This window comes from Bacillus cereus group sp. BfR-BA-01382 (genome assembly GCF_022663475.1).
Classification (GTDB): domain Bacteria; phylum Bacillota; class Bacilli; order Bacillales; family Bacillaceae_G; genus Bacillus_A; species Bacillus_A thuringiensis_S.
Genome location: NZ_JAKUFQ010000092.1, coordinates 1 through 22,321 on the forward strand (window position 1 = coordinate 1; position 22,321 = coordinate 22,321).

Below are 22,321 nucleotides of genomic sequence, written 5' to 3' on the forward strand. Positions count from 1 at the left end.
GGAGCAATTTTCTTTTATATTTAAACTTTAAAAGTATTATCGTCCTTTTTTAAAGAGCCCAAAAATGATTCTACATGGACGATAATGAAAAGTCAAGAACTACAGTTCTTCTTCATCTTCTTCTAAATCATCAAGATCGTCGTCATCTCCGTCTTCTTCTTCAAGAACCTTGTCCAAATCTTCTACATCATCTTCTTCGTCTGCATTTCCGTCTGCATCGTCAAAGTCATCTTCATCTTCTTCAATGTAGTCGTCAAAACCGTCTTCTTCAACTTTACGTTTCTTCTTCGGTTTTGGCTGCGGTAAGATTTCTTCATCAATTTGCTCATATGGGTACCAGCTGCGTAGTCCCCAACGATTTTCTCCTAAATTAATGAAACGTCCATCGATGTTTAAATCTGTATAAAATTGTGCGAGTTTCGCATTAACTTGCTCTTGAGATAGTCCCAGCACTTGAGCGATTTCTTGAACCAACTCGTTGAATGTCGTTGCTTGTCTTTTATCCCCTAAAACGCTATGTACAACTTCAATCATTGAACATTCTTTTAGCTCTTCTGGTGAATATTGCTTAAAATTCACTTATGCGGCACTTCCTTTCATCAAATATAACCTTATATATAACGGTCTGCTTAAAAAAATCCATACTATTCATTATAAACAAAAGTCGCACAAATATGCTACAAAAAAAACGGGAAACTTTTATATGGTAATAAAATTAATAATTTGTCTGTTCCTTATTTCGGAAGCATATGGGCACCTTGCAACACATACCTAATTTGCATTTCTGTATATTCTTCAAGCGTATACAGTTTTTGCAGCGCCCAGCGTCTAAACCCCCACATTTGTCCTTGTATAAAAATATTATGTGCAAGAAGCTGTATTTCTTTTTTATTTAATATAAACGTTCCATTTTCCGTACACTGTTCTAAAATATCCTCAAACATTCCTACCATTTGAAACTCTTTTTCTAATACATATGGGAGAGATTCTTTCGGTAAAAAACGTACTTCTTGATACATAATTAATACTTCTTCTTGTAATTCGTCCATCACTTTAAAGTAATTCGTTATCGCTATCTTTAAACTTTCTATACTCCCTTTTTCTGTACATACTACTTCCTCTAATCGTTCTTTTACATGTTCATATATACTATCACAAACTAAATACAAAACATCATCTTTTGTACGAATGTACTCATAAAGTGTCCCTATACTAAATCCCGCCGCTTTTGCAATCTCTCTCGTTGTTGTACGCGGAAATCCTTTTTGTTTAAACAGTTGCACCGCACCTTTAATCATTTGTTCACGTCTTAACGCAACTAATTTTTCATCTTTCACCGATGCATGTACATTATGTTTAACCATTACCTTCACCTCTCTCTATTATTTTTTGGAAGGAAAAAGCGTAGGAAAATACCTACGCTTTCGTTCCTACTTCGTTAACATACGAGAAATTACAAGCCTCTGAATCTCTTGTGTTCCTTCATATATTTGTGTAATCTTTGCATCTCGCATATAACGCTCTACTGGATAATCTTTCGTATAACCGTAACCACCAAATACTTGCACCGCTTCAGTCGTCACCTTCATCGCTGTATCCCCCGCAAATACTTTTGACATCGCTGATTCTTTTCCATACGGAAGCCCTTCTGATTCAAGCCAAGCCGCTTGATATGTTAAAAGGCGTGCCGCTTCTACATCTGTTGCCATATCCGCAAGTTTAAAGCCAATCCCTTGCTGCGCCGCAATTGGCTTTCCAAATTGATGGCGCTCCCTTGCATATTCTACAGAAGCATCTAAAGCCCCTTGTGCAATACCAACAGCTTGCGCCGCAATACCGTTACGACCTCCATCTAATGTTTGCATCGCAACTTTAAATCCTTGCCCCTCTTCTCCAAGTAGATTCTCTACAGGAATACGGCAATCTTCAAACATAATTTCAGTCGTTGGTGAAGAGCGAATCCCTAGCTTGCTCTCCTTCTTCCCAACTGAAAATCCCGGTGTATCACTTTCTACAATAAATGCACTCGTACCGCGCTGCTTCGATTCAGGATTAGTTAGCGCAAAAACAACATAAATATCAGCAATACCGCCATTTGTAATGAAAATTTTTGATCCATTTAAAATATAATGGTCGCCATCTCTCTTTGCGATTGTCTTCATTCCACCAGCATCCGATCCAGATCCTGGCTCCGTTAAGCCGTATGCACCAATTTTCTTCCCTTCAGCCATCGGTCGTAAAAACTTTTGCTTTTGTTCTTCTGTCCCAAATTTAAAAATTGGCCATCCCGCAAGTGAAGTATGTGCAGATAGTGTTACACCTGTTGAAGCACAAACTCGAGATAATTCTTCAATAGCAATTACGTATGCTAAGTAATCGCTTCCAATTCCTCCGTATTCTTCAGGCCACGGAATACCGGTTAAACCAAGCTCTGCCATTTGATCAAATAACTCTCGATCAAATCTCTCTTCCTCATCACGCTCAGCTGCTGTTGGTGCTACTTCATTTTTAGCAAAATCTCGAACCATTTTTCTTATCATTTCATGTTCTTCTGATAGTTTAAAATGCATCTCCGTCTCCCCCTCGCCCTTTTATAAAGCACGGCTAATAACAAGTTTCTGTATTTCACTTGTTCCTTCATATATTTGCGTGATTTTCGCATCACGGAAAAATCGTTCTACTGGATAGTCTTTCGTATAACCGTAACCACCAAATACTTGCACCGCCTCAATCGCGACTTCAACCGCTGTCTTAGAAGCAAATAATTTCGCAATAGATGCTTCTTTACCGCATGGTAATCCTTGTGCCCTAAGAGACGCCGCTCTATATACGAGTAACCTTGCTGCTTCGACACTTGTTGCCATATCTGCAAGTTTGAAGCCAATCCCTTGCTGCGCCGCAATTGGTTTCCCAAATTGCTCTCGTTCTTTTGCATAATCAATCGCACATGCAAGCGCCGCTTCAGCAATTCCTAACGCCTGTGCACCGATTCCAATTCGCCCAACATCTAAATTCGCCATTGCCACCTTGAATCCTTGTCCTTCTTCCCCAAGTAAATTCTCAGCTGGCACTTTCATATCTTCAAAAGTAAGTTGTACCGTACGAGAACCGAGAAGCCCCATCTTATGTTCATCTTTTCCGATGATTAAACCAGGTGTATCTTTCTCTACTATAAATGCAGAAATACCACTTTTTCCTGCATCTGGATTTGTAGAAGCGAATACAATGTACGTACTTGCTTCACCACCATTTGTAATAAACACTTTCGATCCATTAATAATATAATGATCGCCTTTTTTTACAGCTCTTGATTTCAAACTCCCTGCATCCGATCCTGCATTTGGCTCTGTTAAAGCAAATGCGCCTAAATATTCCCCGGTTGCAAGTTTAGAAACATATTTTTTCTTCTGTTCTTCTGTTCCGAAATATAAAATCGGATTCATTCCAACTGACGTATGTACAGCTAAAATTACACCAACTGTTGCACTTACCTTTGAGATTTCCTCAATTGCTAGAATGTAAGAAATAAAATCCATTTCTGCCCCGCCGTATTTTGCAGGCGCTGGAATCCCCATTAATCCAAGATTACCCATCTTTTGTAAAACCTCTTTTGGGAACACCCCTTGTTCCATACTAGGAACAAAGGGAGCTATTTCCTTCTGTGCAAAATCCCGAACCATTTTCCTCATCATTTGCTGCTCTTCATTAAAACGAAAGTTCATATACTCCGCCTCCATTTGCTATATATCCTTTTAACAATTTGGTAAGACCACTATTTTGTAACAAAGGGGGAATTTATTCGTAAACGTAGAATCCACGACCTGTTTTACGACCTAACCATCCTGCATTCACATACTTACGTAATAACGGACATGGGCGATATTTACTATCTCCTAATCCTTCATGCAACACTTCCATAATGTATAAACACGTATCTAAACCGATAAAATCAGCGAGCGTCAAAGGCCCCATCGGATGGTTCATACCCAGCTTCATTACTTCATCAATTGCTTCTTTCGTCGCTACACCTTCATATAACGTATAAATTGCTTCGTTAATCATCGGTAACAAAATGCGGTTTGATACAAAACCTGGGAAATCATTTACTTCAACTGGTACTTTCCCAATTTTTTTCGTAATATCTTCAATTGCTTCATATACCGCATCAACTGTAGCCAAACCACGAATAATCTCAACAAGCTTCATAACTGGAACTGGATTCATAAAGTGCATACCGATTACTTTTTCCGGACGCTTCGTTACCGCTGCAATTTCTGTAATTGGCAGAGATGACGTATTCGTCGCTAAAATTGCGTGTTCTGGAGCAATTTCATCTAGATTCGCAAAGATTTTCTTTTTAATATCCATTTTCTCAACAGCTGCTTCAATAATAAGATCCGCTTCTTTCACACAATCTAAATCAAGCGTTACTGTAAGACGATTTAATGTCGCTTCCTTCTCTTCTTCCTTCATGCGTCCTTTTTCTACTTGGCGCGCTAAGTTTTTCGTAATGATAGCCAAACCTCTATCTAATTGCTCTTGTTTTAAATCTTGTACCTTCACGTCATATCCTGCCATTGCACATACTTGTGCAATTCCTGATCCCATTTGCCCTGCACCAATTACAACAATGTTTTGTACACCCATTTTTTCTTCCCCCTTAATTGTTAATAAATTTTATACCCTCGAACTTTAATTAGTGAACTTCAATCATCACTGCGTCCCCTTGACCGCCACCGCTACAAATCGAAGCAATTCCAATTCCGCCGCCGCGCTGCTTAAGCGCATGGATTAGTGTAACGATAATGCGCGCTCCGCTTGCTCCAATTGGATGTCCCATCGCTACTGCGCCGCCATTTACATTCAATTTTTCTGGATCAATTCCTGCGATTTCTGTACTTGCAATTGCTACCGCTGCAAATGCTTCATTAATCTCGAATAAATCGATATCTTCAATTGTCTTGCCTGTTTTTTCAAGCAATGCGTTAATTGCATAACCTGGCGTTCTTGGGAAATCTTTAGATTCCACTGCAATTGCTGTATGCGCCAAAATTGTCGCTAATGGCTTTCTTCCTTCTTGCTTCGCTCTGTCTTCGCTCATTAATACAAGTGCGGCACCACCATCGTTCAAGCCTGGCGCATTACCAGCTGTCACCGCCGCTGTCTTATCAAATACAGGTTTTAACTTTGCTAACTTTTCAATCGTTGTATCTTCACGTGGCGCCTCATCCTTTGCAACGACAATAGAATCGCCTTTTCTTTGCGGGATCGTTACTGGAACGATCTCCTCTTCAAAACGTCCTTCTTTATGCGCTGAAACCGCACGCTGATGGCTACGATATGCCCATTCATCTTGCGCTTCGCGAGAAATTCCATCTTCCTTCGCAACTTCTCCGCCATAAACACCCATGTGTGTACCTGAAAATGCGCATGTTAAACCGTCAGCAACGTTTAAATCAATAACTTCGTTGTTGCCCATTCTGTATCCCCATCTTGCTCCGCGTAAAATGTAAGGACTGTTACTCATCGACTCCATACCACCAGCTACAATCAGTGATTGATCGCCAGTACGAATAATCTGATCCGCTAACGTAACCGCACGAAGGCCTGATGCACAAACTTTATTGACTGTTTCCGTCTGCACTTCCCAAGGGATTCCTGCAGCCCTTGCAGCTTGGCGCGATGGAATTTGTCCCTGTCCACCTTGAATAACCGTTCCAAATATAACTTCTTCAACATCACTAGCTGCAACATTTGCTCTTTCAAGCGCTGCTTTAATTGCAATTCCTCCAAGTTCCGTCGCTTTTACATCTTTTAAAGATCCTCCGAATTTTCCAACTGGTGTTCTTGCAGCACTTAAAATAACTGTTTTACTCATGTTTCTTTCCCCCATTTCATTTTTTAACACTGAGCGCTCGCTCGGTATCCCTACGTTGAGAAGAGGTGCAATCATTGCACCTCTTTCTAAAGTTGTATACATTCTTATAAACTACATCGCTTCTTTTTTCTGTCCGATAACAGATCGTTCTAAAATCTCTGTCACATCAAGAGTTTGAACTTTTTCTTCTACCTCTTTCGCTTTCGTGCCATCACTGATCATCGTTAAGCAATATGGACAACCTGTACCGATAATGGATGGCTGTACAGCTAATGCTTGTTCTGTACGAGCAACGTTAATACGAGAGCCTGTTGTTTCTTCCATCCACATTAAGCCACCACCTGCGCCACAACACATTCCAGTCTCACGGTTACGTGCCATTTCTACAAGATTCACTCCAGGAATCGCTTTCAAAATGTCACGTGGCGCTTCGTACACTTCGTTGTATCTTCCTAAATAACAGGAATCATGGTACGTAACTGTTTCTTCAATAGCATGAACAGGCTTTAAACGCCCTTCTTTCACCCACTGGGCTAACAATTCTGTATGATGATAGACTTCTGCTTGCAAGCCAAAGTCCGGATACTCATTTTTAAATGTGTTATAAGCATGAGGATCAATCGTAACGATTTTCTTCACTCCTGCCTTTTCAAATTCTTCGATATTCTTTGTAGCCATCTCTTGGAATACAAATTCATTTCCGAGGCGACGTGGTGTATCTCCAGAATTCTTTTCTTTATTACCGAGAATTGCGAATGAAATGCCTGCTTCGTTCATTAACTTCGCAAATGATATTGCAATCTTCTGACTACGGTTGTCGTATGATCCCATTGAACCAACCCAGAATAAATACTCGAATTCCTCACCAGCTTTTGATTTTTCTTTTACAGTTGGAACTGTTACTTCGTCATCACCTTGGCGCCATGTTTCACGCTCTTTACGGTTCAGACCCCACGGATTTCCTTGACGCTCGATGTTTGTCATCGCGCGTTGTGCTTCCGCGTCCATTTTTCCTTCTGTTAAAACGAGATATCGACGTAAATCAATAATTTTGTCAACATGCTCATTCATAACTGGACATTGATCTTCACAGTTACGACACGTTGTACATGCCCAAATCTCTTCTTCTGTAATAACATCTCCGATTAAACTCGGATCGTAAGCGAGCGTTGTAGCCGCTGATTCTTGTTGTCCTTTTCCAGCTGCCATCATCGCTAACTGATTTCCTTGTGTATTATTGAAGGCAACTACTGGAACCCACGGTGCTTTTGATGTTACCGCAGCCCCTTTATCAGTTAAATGATCGCGAAGTTTTAATATTAAGTCCATCGGCGATAACATTTTCCCTGTGCCTGTTGCTGGACACATATTTGTACAACGGCCACACTCTACACAAGCGTATAAGTCAATAAGTTGATTTTGTCTAAAGTCTTCAATTTTACCAACACCAAATGTTTCTTGTGTTTCATCTTCAAAATCAATCTTTTCAAGCTTCCCTGGATTTGAAATACGACCGAAAAATACATTAGCTGGTCCCGCAATTAAATGCGCATGTTTTGATTGTGGAACATACACTAAAAACGTTAACAAAATTAGTAAATGCACCCACCAAGAGAAATAGAACACTGAAATGGCTACGGTTTCATTTATCCCGCTAAAAACGTAAGCGATTGCAGAAGCAATTGGTTCACTCCATGAAAGCTCCTCGCCATGCCATATAAGTCCCATACCGTTACCAAGTAGCACAGAGATCATTAAACCACCGATAAAGATAAGAACAAGACCTGATTTGAAGTTACGTTTTAAACGAACAAGCTTTTCTACATAACGTCTATGAAAAGCCCAAAATACTGCAATTAAAATAACAAGTGTGACAATTTCCTGGAAGAATGTAAATGCAGGGTATAGTGGTCCAAGTGGAAGATGTGATCCTGGTGCGAGTCCTTTCCAAACGAAGTCAATTGCTCCAAATTGGACAAGAATAAATCCGTAAAAGAACATAACGTGAATGATGCCGCTTTTCTTATCTTTCAGCAGCTTTTTCTGACCGAAAACATTGACCTTAAGAAGATCCCAACGCTCTTTAAAACGACGGTCAAATTCAATTTTTTTTCCTAATTGTATGTAGGCTATTCTCGTCCGTATAAGATATACAAACAAATATCCTGCATAAGCAATAACAGCAATGGCAGCCAGCCAATTAATGATCAGTAAGCTATTCATTTTTATGCTACCCCTCTCTTTGTAAGCCCTCTTTCTTTTTAGAATCTTCAAAAATATATAATTTTCTGAATTATATCCCCTACCCCCATTATATAATGAGTGAGCATTCAGTCAACAGTTTTTTGTTATAGAACAACACATTTTTTCATAAAGCTGTTTATTTCGGTGAAACTATAAAGTGAAACTTTAATCTGTAGGGGTGGTTCATCCCCCACTGATTATTAGTTGAACCAATCGGGCTTTTACGGGCAGTTGATTTCCAAACTAATTTCTACTTATTCATCAATTTTTGAAGCAGGAAGCTTACTGCCCGTTAAAGCGGGATAAAGTGAAACTTTAATCAGTGCGACATACTATCCTCTGATGAAATTTATAATAACAACCGTGCTACCCGTATCATTTGTAACACACTGAAGGTGAAAAGAATGCGAAGGAGGGAATTCACTGATGCTCTACTTATCTCTTTTGTTAATATCCGTTGCTCTTTGGATTACAATTGACCTTTCATACGGGAGACTTCTTCATTTAAAGCGGGTAAGCTCTCGCACTTTCCCTTTACGTCAAAGTGATTTTCACCTTTATACATACGGGAAAGATTTGTATGACGCCTTATTTACTGATATAAAACAAGCACAGCACCACATTCATATTTTATTCTTCATTGTAAAAAACGATAAAATCAGTCGTGAATTTTTAAAGTTGCTGATTGATAAGGCTCAGGAAGGAATTGAAGTACGACTTTTACTTGATCGATTTGGCAGCCATTATTTATCAAACGAAGCTATTCGCTCCCTGCGAAAACATGGTGTATCTTTTTCATTTTGTCATAAGATAAAATTTCCTCTACTTTTCTTTTCTGCCAATCAAAGAAATCATAGAAAAATTACAGTGATTGATGGGAAAACTGGCTATATCGGGGGCTTTAATATCGGCGAAGAGTATCTAGGGCATAATGAATATTTAGGATTATGGCGAGACTATCATTTACGTCTTACAGGAGAAGGGGTTCAAGATTTACAAAAGCAATTTTTGCATGACTGGTTTGATGATACGAAACAGAATTTATTGGATGTTTCTCTTTATTTTCCAAAACAAAACCCAGGTACCATAATGCATCAATTTATTCCGACTGATGGTGCTTATTTACAGCATACTTTTTTACATTTAATTAACGGAGCAAAAAAAGAAATCTGTATTGGTACACCATATTTCATTCCTGGAAAAAAAATTATGAATGCCTTATTAAAAGCAAGAGAGAGAGGGGTTCAAATCACAATTCTCGTTCCAGAAAAAGCTGATCACCCTCTCGTTCGAGAAGCAAAATTCCCGTACTGCCGAAAATTAATACAGGCTGGTTGCAATATTTACGCATTTCAACAAGGTTTTTTTCACGCCAAAATTATTATAGTGGATGATGATATTTGTGATATTGGAACAGCAAACTTTGATATGAGAAGTTTATATATTAACCATGAAATAAACTGCCTGTTATATAATAAACATTTCATTCGAACAGTAAAAAATAAATTCCATGAAGATCTAGAGAATGCATCCGTACTTTCCTATAGCGATGTAAACCCACCTTCTCTTATCGATAGAGGAAAAGAATGGATTGGAACAATGCTTGCTTTCTTTTTATAGGAAAGACAATGAATAAAAGAGGTGTATCTCATATGATTATGCGGTTTGGATATGTCTCACATGCAATGGCACTCTGGGACTGTTCTCCTGCCAAAACAATGACGTTTACAAGCTTTAAGAAACTCAGCAAACAAGAGCGAGAAGACAAATTGTACCATGTTATAAGGCAAAATTTAGAGCACACAATACGTATCCTTCATTACAATATAGCGCATGAAATCCCGCTATATCGCCTATCGTCTTCCATCGTCCCACTTGCAACACATCCCGAAGTCGAGTTTGACTATATTGGGGTATTCACACCACTTTGGCGTAAAATAGGGGCTTTAATTAAAGAACACAATTTACGAATAAGTTTTCATCCAAATCAATTTACTTTATTTACAAGTGACAAGCCACATATTACTACTAACGCTATTACGGATATGACTTATCATTATAAAATATTGGATGCTATAGGCATTGCAGATTCTTCTTACATTAATATTCATGTAGGTGGAGCCTATGGAAATAAAGAAAAGGCAATTGAGCGCTTCCATGAAAACATAAAAAAACTTCCTGCACATATAAAAAAACAAATGACCCTTGAAAACGATGATAAAACGTATACAACTTCTGAAACTTTATCAATTTGCCAAAAAGAAAATATCCCATTTGTATTTGATTATCATCATCATATGGCCAATCTTTGCGAGCAACCACTAGAAGAGTTGCTTCCTGCAATTTTTGAAACTTGGTCACATACAAATATCTCTCCTAAAGTTCACATTTCCTCCCCAAGATCGGAAAAAGAATTTAGGGCTCATGCTGAATATATCGATTTAGAGTTTATTAAGCCCTTCTTACACGTTGCAAAAAAAAACAATCATAATTTCGATATTATGATTGAAAGTAAACAAAAAGACTTAGCACTATTCCGATTAATAGATGAACTTTCTGCTATAAGAGGCATTAAAAGAATAAGTGGTGCAATGTTACAGTGGTAAATTGTAACTTTGCACCATTTTTTCAAAAAAGTAATTTTTATAGTAAAAAACATCCTATTTTATATGCTATTATTTAAATTAGCATTCCCCCGAGATTCAACTTTATTGAAACGGAGTCATAATATGATTAATCAAAAAAAGTATGTACAATTTGTCATAATATACATATCTATATTTGCTCTTTGGATACTCTTTATTCCAAATGAGTCGCATATAAAGGAAATTGGGATTCTTTTCTTATTCTGTTTTGCTGCACTTTTTTCTTGCCACTGTTTATATAAAGCTATTAAAAAAATGAAACGCAGTGATAAACTATTTTGGATTTTATTACTATGCACTTGCCTATGTGGATTAGTTATGGAGATAACCCTATTTCTTAGTTCGATTTCCATGCATAATCAATCTATATTTTCATATAAAGCATTACCTTTTTTTATCATACAATATATTTTGCTCTTTGTTGGATTTGCTATAAAGTTTATAAAAAATTACTCTATTAAGGGACTTTCTCAATTCTCATTCGATAGCATCTTTATTATTATTATGAACATTTATTTCACCTTAACTTTTATCTTAGATATTTCAAGCTTCCGCATGTTAACAAAGGACACTTGGATTTTAATTGGGTATTTTATTGCACAATCATTAGTAATTTACGCCGTTATTAGCCTATATAGAAGAGAACAATATTCTTCTAGTAGAATCGCATTAATTATCGGTTTCACTATTATACTCGTATACGGTTATATTCATCTGTTTCAATTGAATTTTGGGATGAAAACTTCCGCTGAAATTAATTATTTAATACACACTGCTTCTATTTTATTAATTGGACTTTCTTCCATACTATATATTTTGGATAAACCAATGCAGCATGAAACGAAAGCAAAATATTATCGATTCGATTATATACGTTTTATACTACCTTATTTTAGTATAATTATTACTTTTTCTTTTATTATCATTCAACCTTGGGATGATAAATTCATGTTAATCGGCCTCGTGTTATCACTTATTTTGTTATTCTTGCGGCAACTTTACATGTGGAAAGATAATCAAGCACTAATCCATACATATGAACAGTTGACTACACAACTAGAGGGCGAAGTTGAAGAAGGTGCATTTGCATTATCAAAAAGTGAACAACGCTATAAATCTTTATTCGAAGATCATCCCGATGCCGTTTTCTCTTTAAATATGAATGGCATTTTTCAACAATCTAATAAGGCATGCGAAAGCTTATTTACTGCCTATTATTGCGAAGTGGCAAGCTATTCTCTGGTACACTTCATTGATTCAAAAGACCACGAACTACTTAAGAAGGCTTTACAAATTACAAAGGAAGGTAAGCCACAAACGTTAGAAGTTCGTACAAAAGAACAAGAAGGCTATTATTATTATCTCCATATTACACTTATCCCTACTTTTATAAACAAAGAAGTGGTCGGAATGTTTGGGATAGCGCGTGATATTACCACTTTATATGAAAAACAAAAACAAGTAGAACATTTAGCCTTTCACGATGCACTTACTGGATTACCAAATCGCCGAAAGTTCGAAAAAGATTTAAAAGCCATTTTGAATACAGCCCAAACTAACGCAAATGATGTCGCCGTCATGTTCCTTGATTTAGATCGATTTAAAAAAATTAACGATAGACTTGGTCATGACGTCGGAGATTTATTATTAATTGAAGTAGCAAACAGACTACGCGGTTGCTTGCGTTCAAAAGATGTCGTCGCTCGCCAAGGTGGAGATGAGTTTACCATTCTATTACCAGAAATGTACTCAGAAAAAAGTGCAATTTTTATAGCTGAACAGATTTTAACTATTTTAAACAAACCATTCTTCATTCAAGGCGAAGAACTCTCTATTACACCGAGTATCGGAATTGCGATGTATCCTGATTATGGAACTGATGTAAATGAGTTAATGAAAAATGCTGATATGGCTATGTACCGTGCGAAGGCAAATGGAAAAAACAGATTTGTTTTCTTCTCAAAAGAAATGAGTATCGCTCAAAATGAAATTCAATTCTTAGAAGGTGAACTTTCAAAAGCATTACAACAAAATGAATTTTTCCTTGAATACCAACCACAAGTAAGCACAAAAACAAAAGAAATTATCGGTTTTGAAGCATTAATACGTTGGAAGCATCCAAAACTCGGTATCGTATCTCCTGCCCAATTTATTCCTCTAGCAGAGGAAACTGGTTTTATTATTGAACTTGGTAATTGGATTTTACGTACTGCCTGTTTAGAGGCAAAAAGATGGCATAATCAAGGTTTTTCTCACTTAAAAGTTGGTGTGAATTTATCTGTTGTTCAATTTAACCATGCTGATTTAATCCCAACTATTTCAAAGGTGTTAGAAGAAACAGAACTGAAACCAGAAGCACTAGATATTGAAATTACGGAAAGCATCGCAATTAATCAAAATCAATCTGTAGTTGCAAAACTAGAACAGCTTCAAAATCTCGGCATTCAAATTTCAATCGATGACTTTGGAACTGGTTATAGTTCTTTAGCTTATTTAACAAAATATCCAATCAACACATTAAAAATTGCTCGAGAGTTTATTTGTGGAATTACAAATAGTCCTTTAGAAGAAGCAATTGTCTCTTCCATTATTACACTATCAAAAGAACTAAATTTAGAAGTGATTGCAGAAGGTGTAGAAACGGAAGAAGAATGGGAATTTTTACATAGACAAAATTGTGATCACATTCAAGGATTCTTTATTAGCAAACCTGTTTCTAGTAAAGACGTTTGGATGTTACTCCATAAAAAAACAACCGTCTAAATAAGGCGGTTGTTTTTTAAAACTCAAAAGGTAAATCTGCAGCTACTTGTACCTCTTGATCATTATGAGAAATTATTTGACTTTTCTCTAATGTTGTATCACCTAATGAAATACCCCATGCCATTGCTAACGTTAATAAACTACCAATAAGTAATTTCTTCATATTCCATCACCCACATTTTTTACTTTTAATATATCATGAAAATTTATTCACATTGTATGCAATTATGCATATCCACTTTTTAGGTTGTTTATCTGCTGATTTTATTTACGAGCGCTTCTTTATATGCATGCATTTCTAATATATCAAAAAAGAAACTTGCCTTCTTATATGCATCTTCAATCTCTGCCTCTTCATACTCCAACTTCCTTAGGCATTCACCTCTTTGATAATATAGCTGTCCAATTAATGCCATACTATTAATTCGGCATGATATTTCAATCGCTTTATTTACTTGATAAAGTGATTCTTCATATCGACTATCTAAGTATAATGCTTTTGCATGATTATACCTTACCTTCACGTCAAATTCTTCATTATCATGCAATGCCTCTAATTGTTTTAATATTTGTTCAAATAAATCAATACCCTTCTTCAAATAGCCATTTTCAGCATAAATGTTTGCAATTGCGTTTTCAATATAAAGATTCTGATATACATCAATTCCTGTCAATTGTTGATTGAGCAATTTCTTTAATTCTAAAATACAATATTCGTAATCGACTTTTTTCAACACGTAAGCAGCTACATAATATTGCCATTGAAGAAATTGCTGGAATTCAGGATGATATTCTTCCTTTTTCAGCTCATTCCATACTTTATTATAAATTTCTTTATATCTTTTTTGCTTACAAAGCATAATGACTTGATCTTTAAACTGTTTTTTTCTTTCAATATCCGAATAAATGAGTACCTCATAAAAATGAATAATGGGAATTTGTAATTTCGCTGCAATACCTTGCAATATATCCATACTTGGGTATACTGCACCCGATTCAATTCTGCTTACTTCCGATTGATGACATATGTTCTCGGATAACTGTTTTTGTGTTAGTCCTCTTAACACTCTAATTTTTTTAATTTCACTTCCTAATTTCTCTGCTTGCATACTTACTCACCATCCCATTATAACAATCTAATTTTTTAAGTTGTCATACCACTACAATAATGTGCATTCGACAATTTTTGATATGAAATAATGCATAATATATATAAAATTCGGCAAATTTTTCATACAATTCATCTCACATACAATAATAGATTAGGAGTGTTATAGATGAATTATAGAAAACTTGCCAGTGCTTTCGTTACATTCGGTCTTCTTTACCCTTTATCAACAGAAGCTATTCATGCTCAAGAATTAGACAAAAGTGCAGTCAAAGTTGAAATTGCTCAGCCTGGTTTAACAATCGGGAAATTAACACAACCTCAAAATGATACGAAAGAAAATATTGCTAAAAAGTATTTAAAAGGTGAGGTAGATGGGGCTAAAGCTCAACAAGAACAAGTCACTACTGAAAAAAATGTAGATTTCCAACCTACAAATAAAGAAACCAAAGAAAATCAAACCGAAGTTCGCCTTGCACAAACATATAAAAACTATAAAGTATATGGCCAAGATCTCATTGTAAAAGTAGATAAAAATGGAGTGATCACAACTGTTAGTGGTAAAGTTGTTCAAAATTTAAATCAACAACCTAATCTTACTATAACAAATTTTTTGTCGAAAAATGAAGTGAAATCTAAATTACGCGATATAGTTCAAATTCCAAGTGATGCGGTTGAGACAGAATTCTCTAGCGAAACCGTTGTTTATAAGAAAAAAGATGGCTATTATACATTCGCAACTGTTATTACATTTACTTATGAAAACAATGAACAAATTATAAATGGCAATGCTATCGTTGATCTAAAAACTGGTGAAGTACTTTTCCAAGAAAAATTCATTAAAAACAAAGAGAATAAGACTATAAATCAAGTAACATCACCTAGATTATCCACTGCAAGTGAGCAAGGAACTGGGAAAAATGCACTTCAAGAAAACATCTCTTTCAATATTGCCAAAGGAACTGATGGGAAATTTTATTTAGCGGATTTATCACGCGGAAATGGTATTTATATTTATAATGCAAACTACGCCGATTCCCTCGGGGGATATAGTCAAGCTGGTTATCCAGGGACACTAATTTCAAGTAGCACTCCTAATTTTGCAGATAAAGAAGCCGCGGGCGCTATGAAGAACATGAGTGATATTTATGATTACTTTAAGAAAGAACATAATCTAAAAAGTTACGATAATAAAGATTCAAAAGTTGTTGCTAGTGTACACGGTTTTGATTCTACTGAAGTTAGTGATGGTATAAAAGAAGACTATGTAAATGCGTTTTGGCATCCCGCTTGGAACCAAATGGTATTTGGTGATGGTTTAGACGGCAAACTAACATCAGCTCTTGATGTAACAGCTCATGAATTTGGACATGCTGTATTCAGTGGCACGACGAAAAATAAAGTCGTGAGATATCCAAGCGCTGAAACATCTGCACTAAACGAGGGATTAGCGGATTTCTGGGGTACACAAATCGAATATTACGTAAAGAAAGATAAAGGAAACTGGATTATGGGCGATACATTAGGTGGCCTAACAATTCGTGATATCCCAAGGGAAATTGGTGACGGCGGTCATAAATTATATACAAATTTAAAAGATTTCTATAATGATGGTAATAATCAAGAATCACACGTGAATTCTGGTATTATCAGTCACGTATTATATCAATTAGCTGAAGGTAAAACATATAACGGTGTTGCTGTTCAAAAACAAGGCAATGAAAAAGTAAGCAAAGTTGTTATGCGTGCATTGCAAAATTATGCAACTTCCGCTGAAGACTTTGAATCACTTCAATCTCACATCGTACAAGCTGCAAAAGATTTATATGGCACTGCCGTATCAAATGAATTTGCAAAGGCATTTGAAGCACATGGTTACAAGTCGTTACAAAAAGTAAATAAGGTAATAGAAGTACAATAACAAAGAAGAAGAAGTTTACTCCTCTTAGGTAAACTTCTTCTTATATCCAACCCTTTTCTTCCGCAATTGTAATTGCCTCAATTCTATTTTTCGCATCGAGCTTCGTTAATACTTCAGAAATATAATTACGTACTGTACCCGGTGAAAGATAAAGTGCCTTCGCAATTTCGTTTGCCGTCTTTCCTTCTTTCGCAAGCAACAATACTTCCTTTTCGCGATCTGACAACGGATTTTGCTCCTGCCATAGACCGAACATTAACTCTTGGGAGACCTCTCGTTTCCCCTTCATTACATTACGAATTGCTGCTGCTAAATCTTCACTTGGGCTATCTTTTAATAAATAGCCGTGCACGCCAGCTTTCATTGCTCTTTCAAAATATCCTGGCCGTGCAAATGTTGTTAAAATCATAACTTTACATGGTGATTTTTCTTTCTTTAACGCTTCAGCAACATCTAATCCACTTTGAATTGGCATTTCAATATCCATAATACTGATATCCGGTTTTAACGATTCAATTAATTTTAGCGCCTCTTCCCCGTTTGCCGCTTGCCCAATTACTTCGATATCATCTTCTAGATCAAGTAAGGCACCTAATGCACCACGAAGCATCCGTTGATCTTCTGCAATAATAATTCGAATCATGCCCTCACCTCATCTTTTCCTGTTCTAATAACAACTGGAACTTTTACTGTTAACAACGTCCCTGGATTGATTGTACCTAGTTCAACAAATCCATCAATAAGAGCAATTCGTTCTTTCATGCCGCGGATACCATTTCCATCATGATTTTGATCTGTTAAACCAATTCCGTTATCTTCTACTTTCAAAATCAGCTCACCTTGCGATTCTAATACAGAAACTGCACACCGCTTTGCCTTACTATGTTTTACAACATTTGTAACGGCCTCACGTAAACACATCCCGACAATATTTTGTTCAATTGGTGATAACGAGCTCGAGCTTGCTTCTTGCCTCACTTTTAATTCAATATTAGCTGCTTGTAAGATTGCCTTTATTTGCTCTAGCTCTTCTTCTACCGTAATCATACGCATATCAGAAATTAATTCTCTCAGCTGCTTTAAGGCTGTACGAGACGTTTGTGTAATTTCCTTCGCTTCCACACTTGCACGCTCTGGATTTTTCACAATTAACTTCTCTACAAGCTGGCTTTTCAAAGTAATAAGAGATAACGTATGCCCTAATGTGTCATGAAGATCTCTCGCAATCCGCTGCCGTTCTTCACGCTTTACTAAGTCTTTAATTTGCTCGTTTGCTTCATTCAGTTGGTTCTTTAACATCTTTTTCTGATTAAAATTGCGCATACCAAATGGCGTAAGAAGCATTAAAATAAACATCGGAACGATATTTACTAAACTTGTAGTTGTTAGTTGATTCATATTTACAAATAAAAATGCTCCAAGCATTATAACTAACGAACATAACAGCACTCGAAATACTTTCTTATTTGGCGCAAATCCCATCGCACTTGCTGTGAAAAAGCCAAAAAATATCATAAAAGGATTATAAAATAAAGCAAATAAAAAGATGAGTACCATTTGAATACAAGCCCAAAAAACAAACGTTTTCTGAACAAAATAAAGCTGACGGTATGTGACGATAAAAATTATCAACATACCGCTTCCTATTACAAGCTTCCATCCTGATGCCTGCGCTAAGTGATAAATTGGAAATAATAGATAAACAAACCACATATACGGAAAGAACCCCATATGTTTCGGAAAAACCTCAATCCTCTTTTTCTCTATCATTTATACCGCTTCCTGTCTTTTTCTTATATATATTGATACTACAACAAATATAAGGAAATAACCTCCTAATACCGTGATATTTTCCCATCCAATTGGTTTTCCAGCTACAATATCCCACGCACCACTTCCGAAATGGTATGTCGGTGTCCACTCACCAATCGTTCTTAATATTTTGGGGAATACTTCAATCGGCATCCATAACCCGCCAACTATAGCTAAACTCATATTTAAAATATTTGCTAAGCCAGCAGCTGCGTCCGCCTTCTTAATGGAACCTATTACTGTTCCTAATGCTAAAAATGGTGTTACCCCTAACAATAACCATAGCCCCGCACCAATCCATTGCCCTACCGTTAACTCAACATGATTAATTAGTATCCCTGCAATAAAGATAACTAATATTGAAAAAGCATTTACTACTGTTTGAGCGATAATTTTTGCTGTTAAATATGCTCCCTCTGGAAGCGGTGTAATTTTTAGAAGATGTGTCCACCCTTGCCCTCTTTCCTGAGAAAGTCTCACACCGAAACTAAAGAGTGCAGTCCCTACAATGCTGAAAGTTGCCATCGAAATTAAATAGTGTGCCTTCCACGCATCTCCGTTTTGTGGTACTTGAACAACATTTGTAAAAATGTAGTAAAACATAACAGGCATTAATAATGAGAAAAAAATAAATAATTTATTGCGGAATGTACGTAAAATTTCTATTTTGCATTGCATCCATAACGCTCTCATGCGATTTCCTCCTTCTGATTTGCGACAAACTGTTCAAATGCTTCATCAAGGCTTCCACGTTCAACTGAAACATCTATTACAGGTAAATTCCTTTGATAAATGGCTTTTAAAGTTGCATCCGTATCCTCCGTTGTTAAAATGAAGCGTCCTTCGTTTGACTTTACTTCTGTTACATTTGGTAATTCCTTTAGTAATTTTGTAGGAATGCTTTCCTTCGAATAAAATGTGATTGTTTTTCTCGAAATCGTTGCTTTCATTTCGTCTGGTGTACCATCTGCGATAATCTTTCCGTTCGCAAATAATAAGATACGATTCGCTAAAGCATCTGCTTCTTCTAAATAATGCGTCGTTAAAATAATCGTTTTCCCTTCACTTGCTAACTTTCGAATCGTTTCCCAAAACGTTCTTCGAGACGTAATATCCATTCCGACTGTCGGCTCATCTAAAAATAACAAATCCGGATTTCCCGCAAGTGCAAGCGCAAAGTTTAACCTTCTTTTTTGCCCACCTGATAATTTCTCACATCTTTGCTTTCGCTCTGATTCTAAATTTGATAACTGCAGTAACGTTTCTTTCGCTACAGGATTCTTATAATAACTGCGGAATAGCTCTATTGCCTCTTCCACTGTAATGCTATCAATCACACTTACTTCTTGTAACATTGCCCCAAGATTATTACGAACGCCTCTCTGCTTTGGACTCTTTCCAAATATAGAAACCGTACCTTCTGTAGGATCTTTTAATCCAAGCATCATCGAAATTATCGTCGTCTTCCCCGCACCATTTGGTCCAAGTAATGCTACTATTTCTCCTTTATCCACGTGAAATGAAACGTTATTTACTGCTTTTTTATGTTTAAATGTTTTAGAAACACCATTTACTTCAATAATCTTTTCCATCTCTCCACCCCCACTGTTTCTTATATTTACATTGTATTACCTGGAAAACTTAGGAAACAGTATGATACGTCATGACATCGATATGACAATTGTCATATATTCCTTGTGAGAGGAATCAGCCCGCATACCGCAAGCAAGTAGCAGGACGAAAATAAACATGATACAATCGGATAAGATATATATTCGAGGAAGGACAGTGGTTTTCATGATTATTCGTAATGAACAAGATTTAGAAGGCTTACGAAAAATCGGCCGCATCGTTGCGCTTGCACGTGAAGAAATGAAAAAACAAGCGAAGCCAGGTATGACAACGAAAGAGCTTGATTTGATCGGTAAAAAAGTATTAGATGAGCATGGTGCTATTTCTGCACCTGAAAAAGAATATGATTTTCCAGGTGTAACTTGCATTAGTGTAAATGAAGAAGTTGCTCATGGTATTCCAGGAGATCGTGTATTAAAAGAAGGCGATTTAGTAAACGTCGATGTATCTGCTGCACTTGATGGCTATTATGCTGATACAGGTATTTCATTTGTACTTGGAGAAGACGAGGCAAAAGAAAAGCTTTGCCAAGCAGCGGTTGATGCATTTTGGGCAGCAATGAAAAAGGTTAAAGCTGGCTCAAAACAAAATCAAATTGGTCGTGCTGTTTCAAACTTCGCACATAAAAGTGGATACAATGTTATTCAAAACTTAACTGGTCACGGCATTGGTCTTAGCTTACATGAAGCACCAAATCACATTTTAAGCTACTATGATCCAATGGATAATACGCTTCTAAAAGACGGTCTTGTTATCGCTGTAGAACCGTTCATATCTATGAAAGCTGATCATATTATTGAGCGTGGTGACGACGGTTGGACATTCATTACACCTGATAAAAGTCTTGTTGCACAATGTGAACATACCGTTGTCGTAACACGCGGCGAACCAATAATCTTAACAGAAATCTAATATAAAAAAACGGCTGTTTTGTAGATTTATTCCACATAAAACAGCCGTTTTTTAATTTTGGGAAAATATGTGAACTATTGTTGAACTCTTTATCATTTAAGTATATAATCTTTAGCGGAGGTTACTTAAGCTTATCTTTACTAAAAAGATATTGTAGCTAAGGAGGAAAACACCTTCTTTTTTATTGTTTAAACAGTCTCAAAAATGACCGTAGTAACGGGTTAGTCGAATATTCTGTAATCCTTATATTCCTCTAACAATGTAAGAAACTATCGTCTTTCAACTTCGGTCCACTAATCGTACAACTCTCTTTAGACAAAATAGATGACTATTTTCAAAGTACATATTGTCTTCATTCTGACCAAAAACAACCCTATCTAGATTTTTATTTCCACATAACTTTAAGGCAAAAATAAGCCTTCACAAGGGGATACACTACCTTGGTTAGTATGTATCGTAAAACTTACCTTTATAACCATTCTTTTTTACTAGATATACATGAAAACTATCTCACATATAAAGGTCTGATATCATTCTTTATATCAGTATTTTTTTCGACATTTTTTGTCGAATTGTGTATATTTCCAAATAACTGTGTAAATATACATTTTGTTTTACGTTAAATAATATTACTTTGAACATAACCCAGTTTGTCTGAGAACGCGTATAGAAACGGAGGGATAGCAAAAACAAATAGCTTATAACAAATACTTTTAATATTCCATTTGTTCATGTGGAATAAGTCCCCAATGGACAAATGAATGTTCAGAGGAGGAAAAATGAAAAAACTTTTCAATGTATGTTTAATTGTATTCGTACTATTTTCGCAGCTTGCTAGTTTTCCATACAATCAAGTAAAAGCGGAAACCTTAACAGGAGATTCCTTATTTGACACTGTTGAAATGAAAGATGCAACGAATCATATTATTGACGAAGCAAAAAATCCTAACAACTTAATAAAGATAGGATCAACCATTCAAGTAGAATACGCTTGGTCAATAAAGGATCAACAAGTTGCACATGCAAATGATACAGCAGTAGTTCAAATACCACTTGCATTAAAAGTATCTAAAGATTTGCAAGGGGATTTAGTAACAGATCAAAAAAATATTGGTCAATATTTTATAACAGCTAAAGATAATAAATTAAAATTGATATTTAATGATCAAGTAGAAAATTTGAAAGACGCTAAAGGAAAAATTAAAGTTGATACCGTGTTTAACTCAACTTTAAAAACTGGAGAAAAATCAGTTCAAATCGCTTTTCCTTTAGGAACAATCGTTCAACCTATATCAGTTCCTGTTCAGGTAGAAGACTCTAAAGAAGATGGCACCAAACAGGATACTAATAAACAAGTGCAAGATCCAGTAGCTAAACCTGTTACTGACAATCCGGAGCAAGATCCA

Annotated in this window: 19 protein-coding genes; 6 read left to right on the forward strand and 13 right to left on the reverse strand. The window is 36.3% G+C overall.

Annotated elements, in window-relative coordinates:
- Nucleotides 1-99: 99 nt before the first annotated feature.
- The 7 genes from rpoE to MR160_RS26135 form a co-directional block, all read right to left on the reverse strand.
- Nucleotides 100-579 carry a DNA-directed RNA polymerase subunit delta gene (gene rpoE, locus MR160_RS26105; protein ID WP_481746739.1) on the reverse strand — a complete coding sequence of 160 codons (480 nt, stop codon included), beginning with the start codon at nucleotides 577-579 and terminating at the stop codon, nucleotides 100-102.
- 155 nt (nucleotides 580-734) lie between these two features.
- Nucleotides 735-1,364 (reverse strand): TetR/AcrR family transcriptional regulator, encoded by a 630-nt coding sequence (locus tag MR160_RS26110; protein WP_000238594.1) that lies wholly within the window; start codon nucleotides 1,362-1,364, stop codon nucleotides 735-737.
- A 66-nt stretch (nucleotides 1,365-1,430) separates the two neighbouring features.
- Nucleotides 1,431-2,570 (reverse strand): acyl-CoA dehydrogenase AcdA, encoded by a 1,140-nt coding sequence (gene acdA, locus MR160_RS26115; RefSeq protein ID WP_000545547.1) that lies wholly within the window; start codon nucleotides 2,568-2,570, stop codon nucleotides 1,431-1,433.
- 21 nt (nucleotides 2,571-2,591) lie between these two features.
- Nucleotides 2,592-3,722, reverse strand: a complete 1,131-nt coding sequence (locus MR160_RS26120) for an acyl-CoA dehydrogenase (RefSeq protein ID WP_001011191.1) — start codon at nucleotides 3,720-3,722, stop codon at nucleotides 2,592-2,594.
- Nucleotides 3,723-3,795: 73 nt separating this feature from the next.
- On the reverse strand, nucleotides 3,796-4,647 hold the full coding sequence (locus tag MR160_RS26125) for a 3-hydroxybutyryl-CoA dehydrogenase (RefSeq protein WP_242298433.1): 852 nt from the start codon (nucleotides 4,645-4,647) through the stop codon (nucleotides 3,796-3,798).
- Between the two features lie 49 nt (nucleotides 4,648-4,696).
- Nucleotides 4,697-5,980: an acetyl-CoA C-acetyltransferase gene (locus tag MR160_RS26130; RefSeq protein WP_002083553.1), complete on the reverse strand. Its 1,284-nt coding sequence runs from the start codon at nucleotides 5,978-5,980 to the stop codon at nucleotides 4,697-4,699.
- Nucleotides 5,981-5,989: 9 nt separating this feature from the next.
- Nucleotides 5,990-8,101 carry a (Fe-S)-binding protein gene (locus tag MR160_RS26135; RefSeq protein ID WP_001086753.1) on the reverse strand — a complete coding sequence of 704 codons (2,112 nt, stop codon included), beginning with the start codon at nucleotides 8,099-8,101 and terminating at the stop codon, nucleotides 5,990-5,992.
- A 447-nt stretch (nucleotides 8,102-8,548) separates the two neighbouring features.
- Between MR160_RS26135 and cls the strand changes: the two genes are divergently transcribed.
- From cls to MR160_RS26150, 3 genes are all read left to right on the forward strand, one after another.
- A complete protein-coding gene (gene cls, locus MR160_RS26140; protein ID WP_000966425.1) occupies nucleotides 8,549-9,742 on the forward strand; it encodes a cardiolipin synthase in 1,194 nt (397 codons plus the stop codon).
- A 32-nt stretch (nucleotides 9,743-9,774) separates the two neighbouring features.
- Nucleotides 9,775-10,728 carry a UV DNA damage repair endonuclease UvsE gene (gene uvsE, locus MR160_RS26145; protein WP_014895365.1) on the forward strand — a complete coding sequence of 318 codons (954 nt, stop codon included), beginning with the start codon at nucleotides 9,775-9,777 and terminating at the stop codon, nucleotides 10,726-10,728.
- 123 nt (nucleotides 10,729-10,851) lie between these two features.
- Complete coding sequence (locus MR160_RS26150; RefSeq protein WP_002162962.1) at nucleotides 10,852-13,530, forward strand: DUF4084 domain-containing protein; 2,679 nt, start codon at nucleotides 10,852-10,854, stop codon at nucleotides 13,528-13,530.
- Between the two features lie 16 nt (nucleotides 13,531-13,546).
- On the opposite strand, the gene MR160_RS26155 is transcribed toward MR160_RS26150, so the two are convergent.
- On the reverse strand, nucleotides 13,547-13,693 hold the full coding sequence (locus MR160_RS26155) for a quorum-sensing peptide PapR (RefSeq protein ID WP_000734733.1): 147 nt from the start codon (nucleotides 13,691-13,693) through the stop codon (nucleotides 13,547-13,549).
- A gap of 88 nt (nucleotides 13,694-13,781) precedes the next feature.
- Nucleotides 13,782-14,639: a helix-turn-helix domain-containing protein gene (locus MR160_RS26160; protein WP_001147494.1), complete on the reverse strand. Its 858-nt coding sequence runs from the start codon at nucleotides 14,637-14,639 to the stop codon at nucleotides 13,782-13,784.
- A gap of 168 nt (nucleotides 14,640-14,807) precedes the next feature.
- Here MR160_RS26160 and MR160_RS26165 point away from each other — a divergent pair, with 168 nt between their 5' ends.
- On the forward strand, nucleotides 14,808-16,559 hold the full coding sequence (locus MR160_RS26165; protein WP_001109525.1) for a M4 family metallopeptidase: 1,752 nt from the start codon (nucleotides 14,808-14,810) through the stop codon (nucleotides 16,557-16,559).
- A gap of 40 nt (nucleotides 16,560-16,599) precedes the next feature.
- Here MR160_RS26165 and MR160_RS26170 read toward each other — a convergent pair whose 3' ends face one another.
- The 4 genes from MR160_RS26170 to MR160_RS26185 are packed head-to-tail and all read right to left on the reverse strand — an operon-like array spanning nucleotide 16,600 to nucleotide 19,963.
- Nucleotides 16,600-17,202: a response regulator transcription factor gene (locus MR160_RS26170; RefSeq protein WP_000619243.1), complete on the reverse strand. Its 603-nt coding sequence runs from the start codon at nucleotides 17,200-17,202 to the stop codon at nucleotides 16,600-16,602.
- Nucleotides 17,199-18,329, reverse strand: a complete 1,131-nt coding sequence (locus MR160_RS26175) for a sensor histidine kinase (RefSeq protein WP_242298435.1) — start codon at nucleotides 18,327-18,329, stop codon at nucleotides 17,199-17,201. The genes MR160_RS26170 and MR160_RS26175 overlap by 4 nt, the downstream gene beginning before the upstream one ends.
- Entirely contained in the window at nucleotides 18,330-19,064 is a 735-nt protein-coding gene (locus MR160_RS26180; RefSeq protein ID WP_242298436.1) for an ABC transporter permease, read from the reverse strand.
- Nucleotides 19,061-19,963 (reverse strand): ABC transporter ATP-binding protein, encoded by a 903-nt coding sequence (locus MR160_RS26185; RefSeq protein WP_000411117.1) that lies wholly within the window; start codon nucleotides 19,961-19,963, stop codon nucleotides 19,061-19,063. The genes MR160_RS26180 and MR160_RS26185 overlap by 4 nt, the downstream gene beginning before the upstream one ends.
- 157 nt (nucleotides 19,964-20,120) lie before the next feature.
- Between MR160_RS26185 and map the strand changes: the two genes are divergently transcribed.
- On the forward strand, nucleotides 20,121-20,915 hold the full coding sequence (gene map, locus MR160_RS26190; RefSeq protein WP_002083543.1) for a type I methionyl aminopeptidase: 795 nt from the start codon (nucleotides 20,121-20,123) through the stop codon (nucleotides 20,913-20,915).
- A gap of 779 nt (nucleotides 20,916-21,694) precedes the next feature.
- On the forward strand, nucleotides 21,695-22,321 hold a 627-nt coding region (locus tag MR160_RS26195; protein ID WP_241676175.1), incomplete at its 3' end, for an Ig-like domain-containing protein.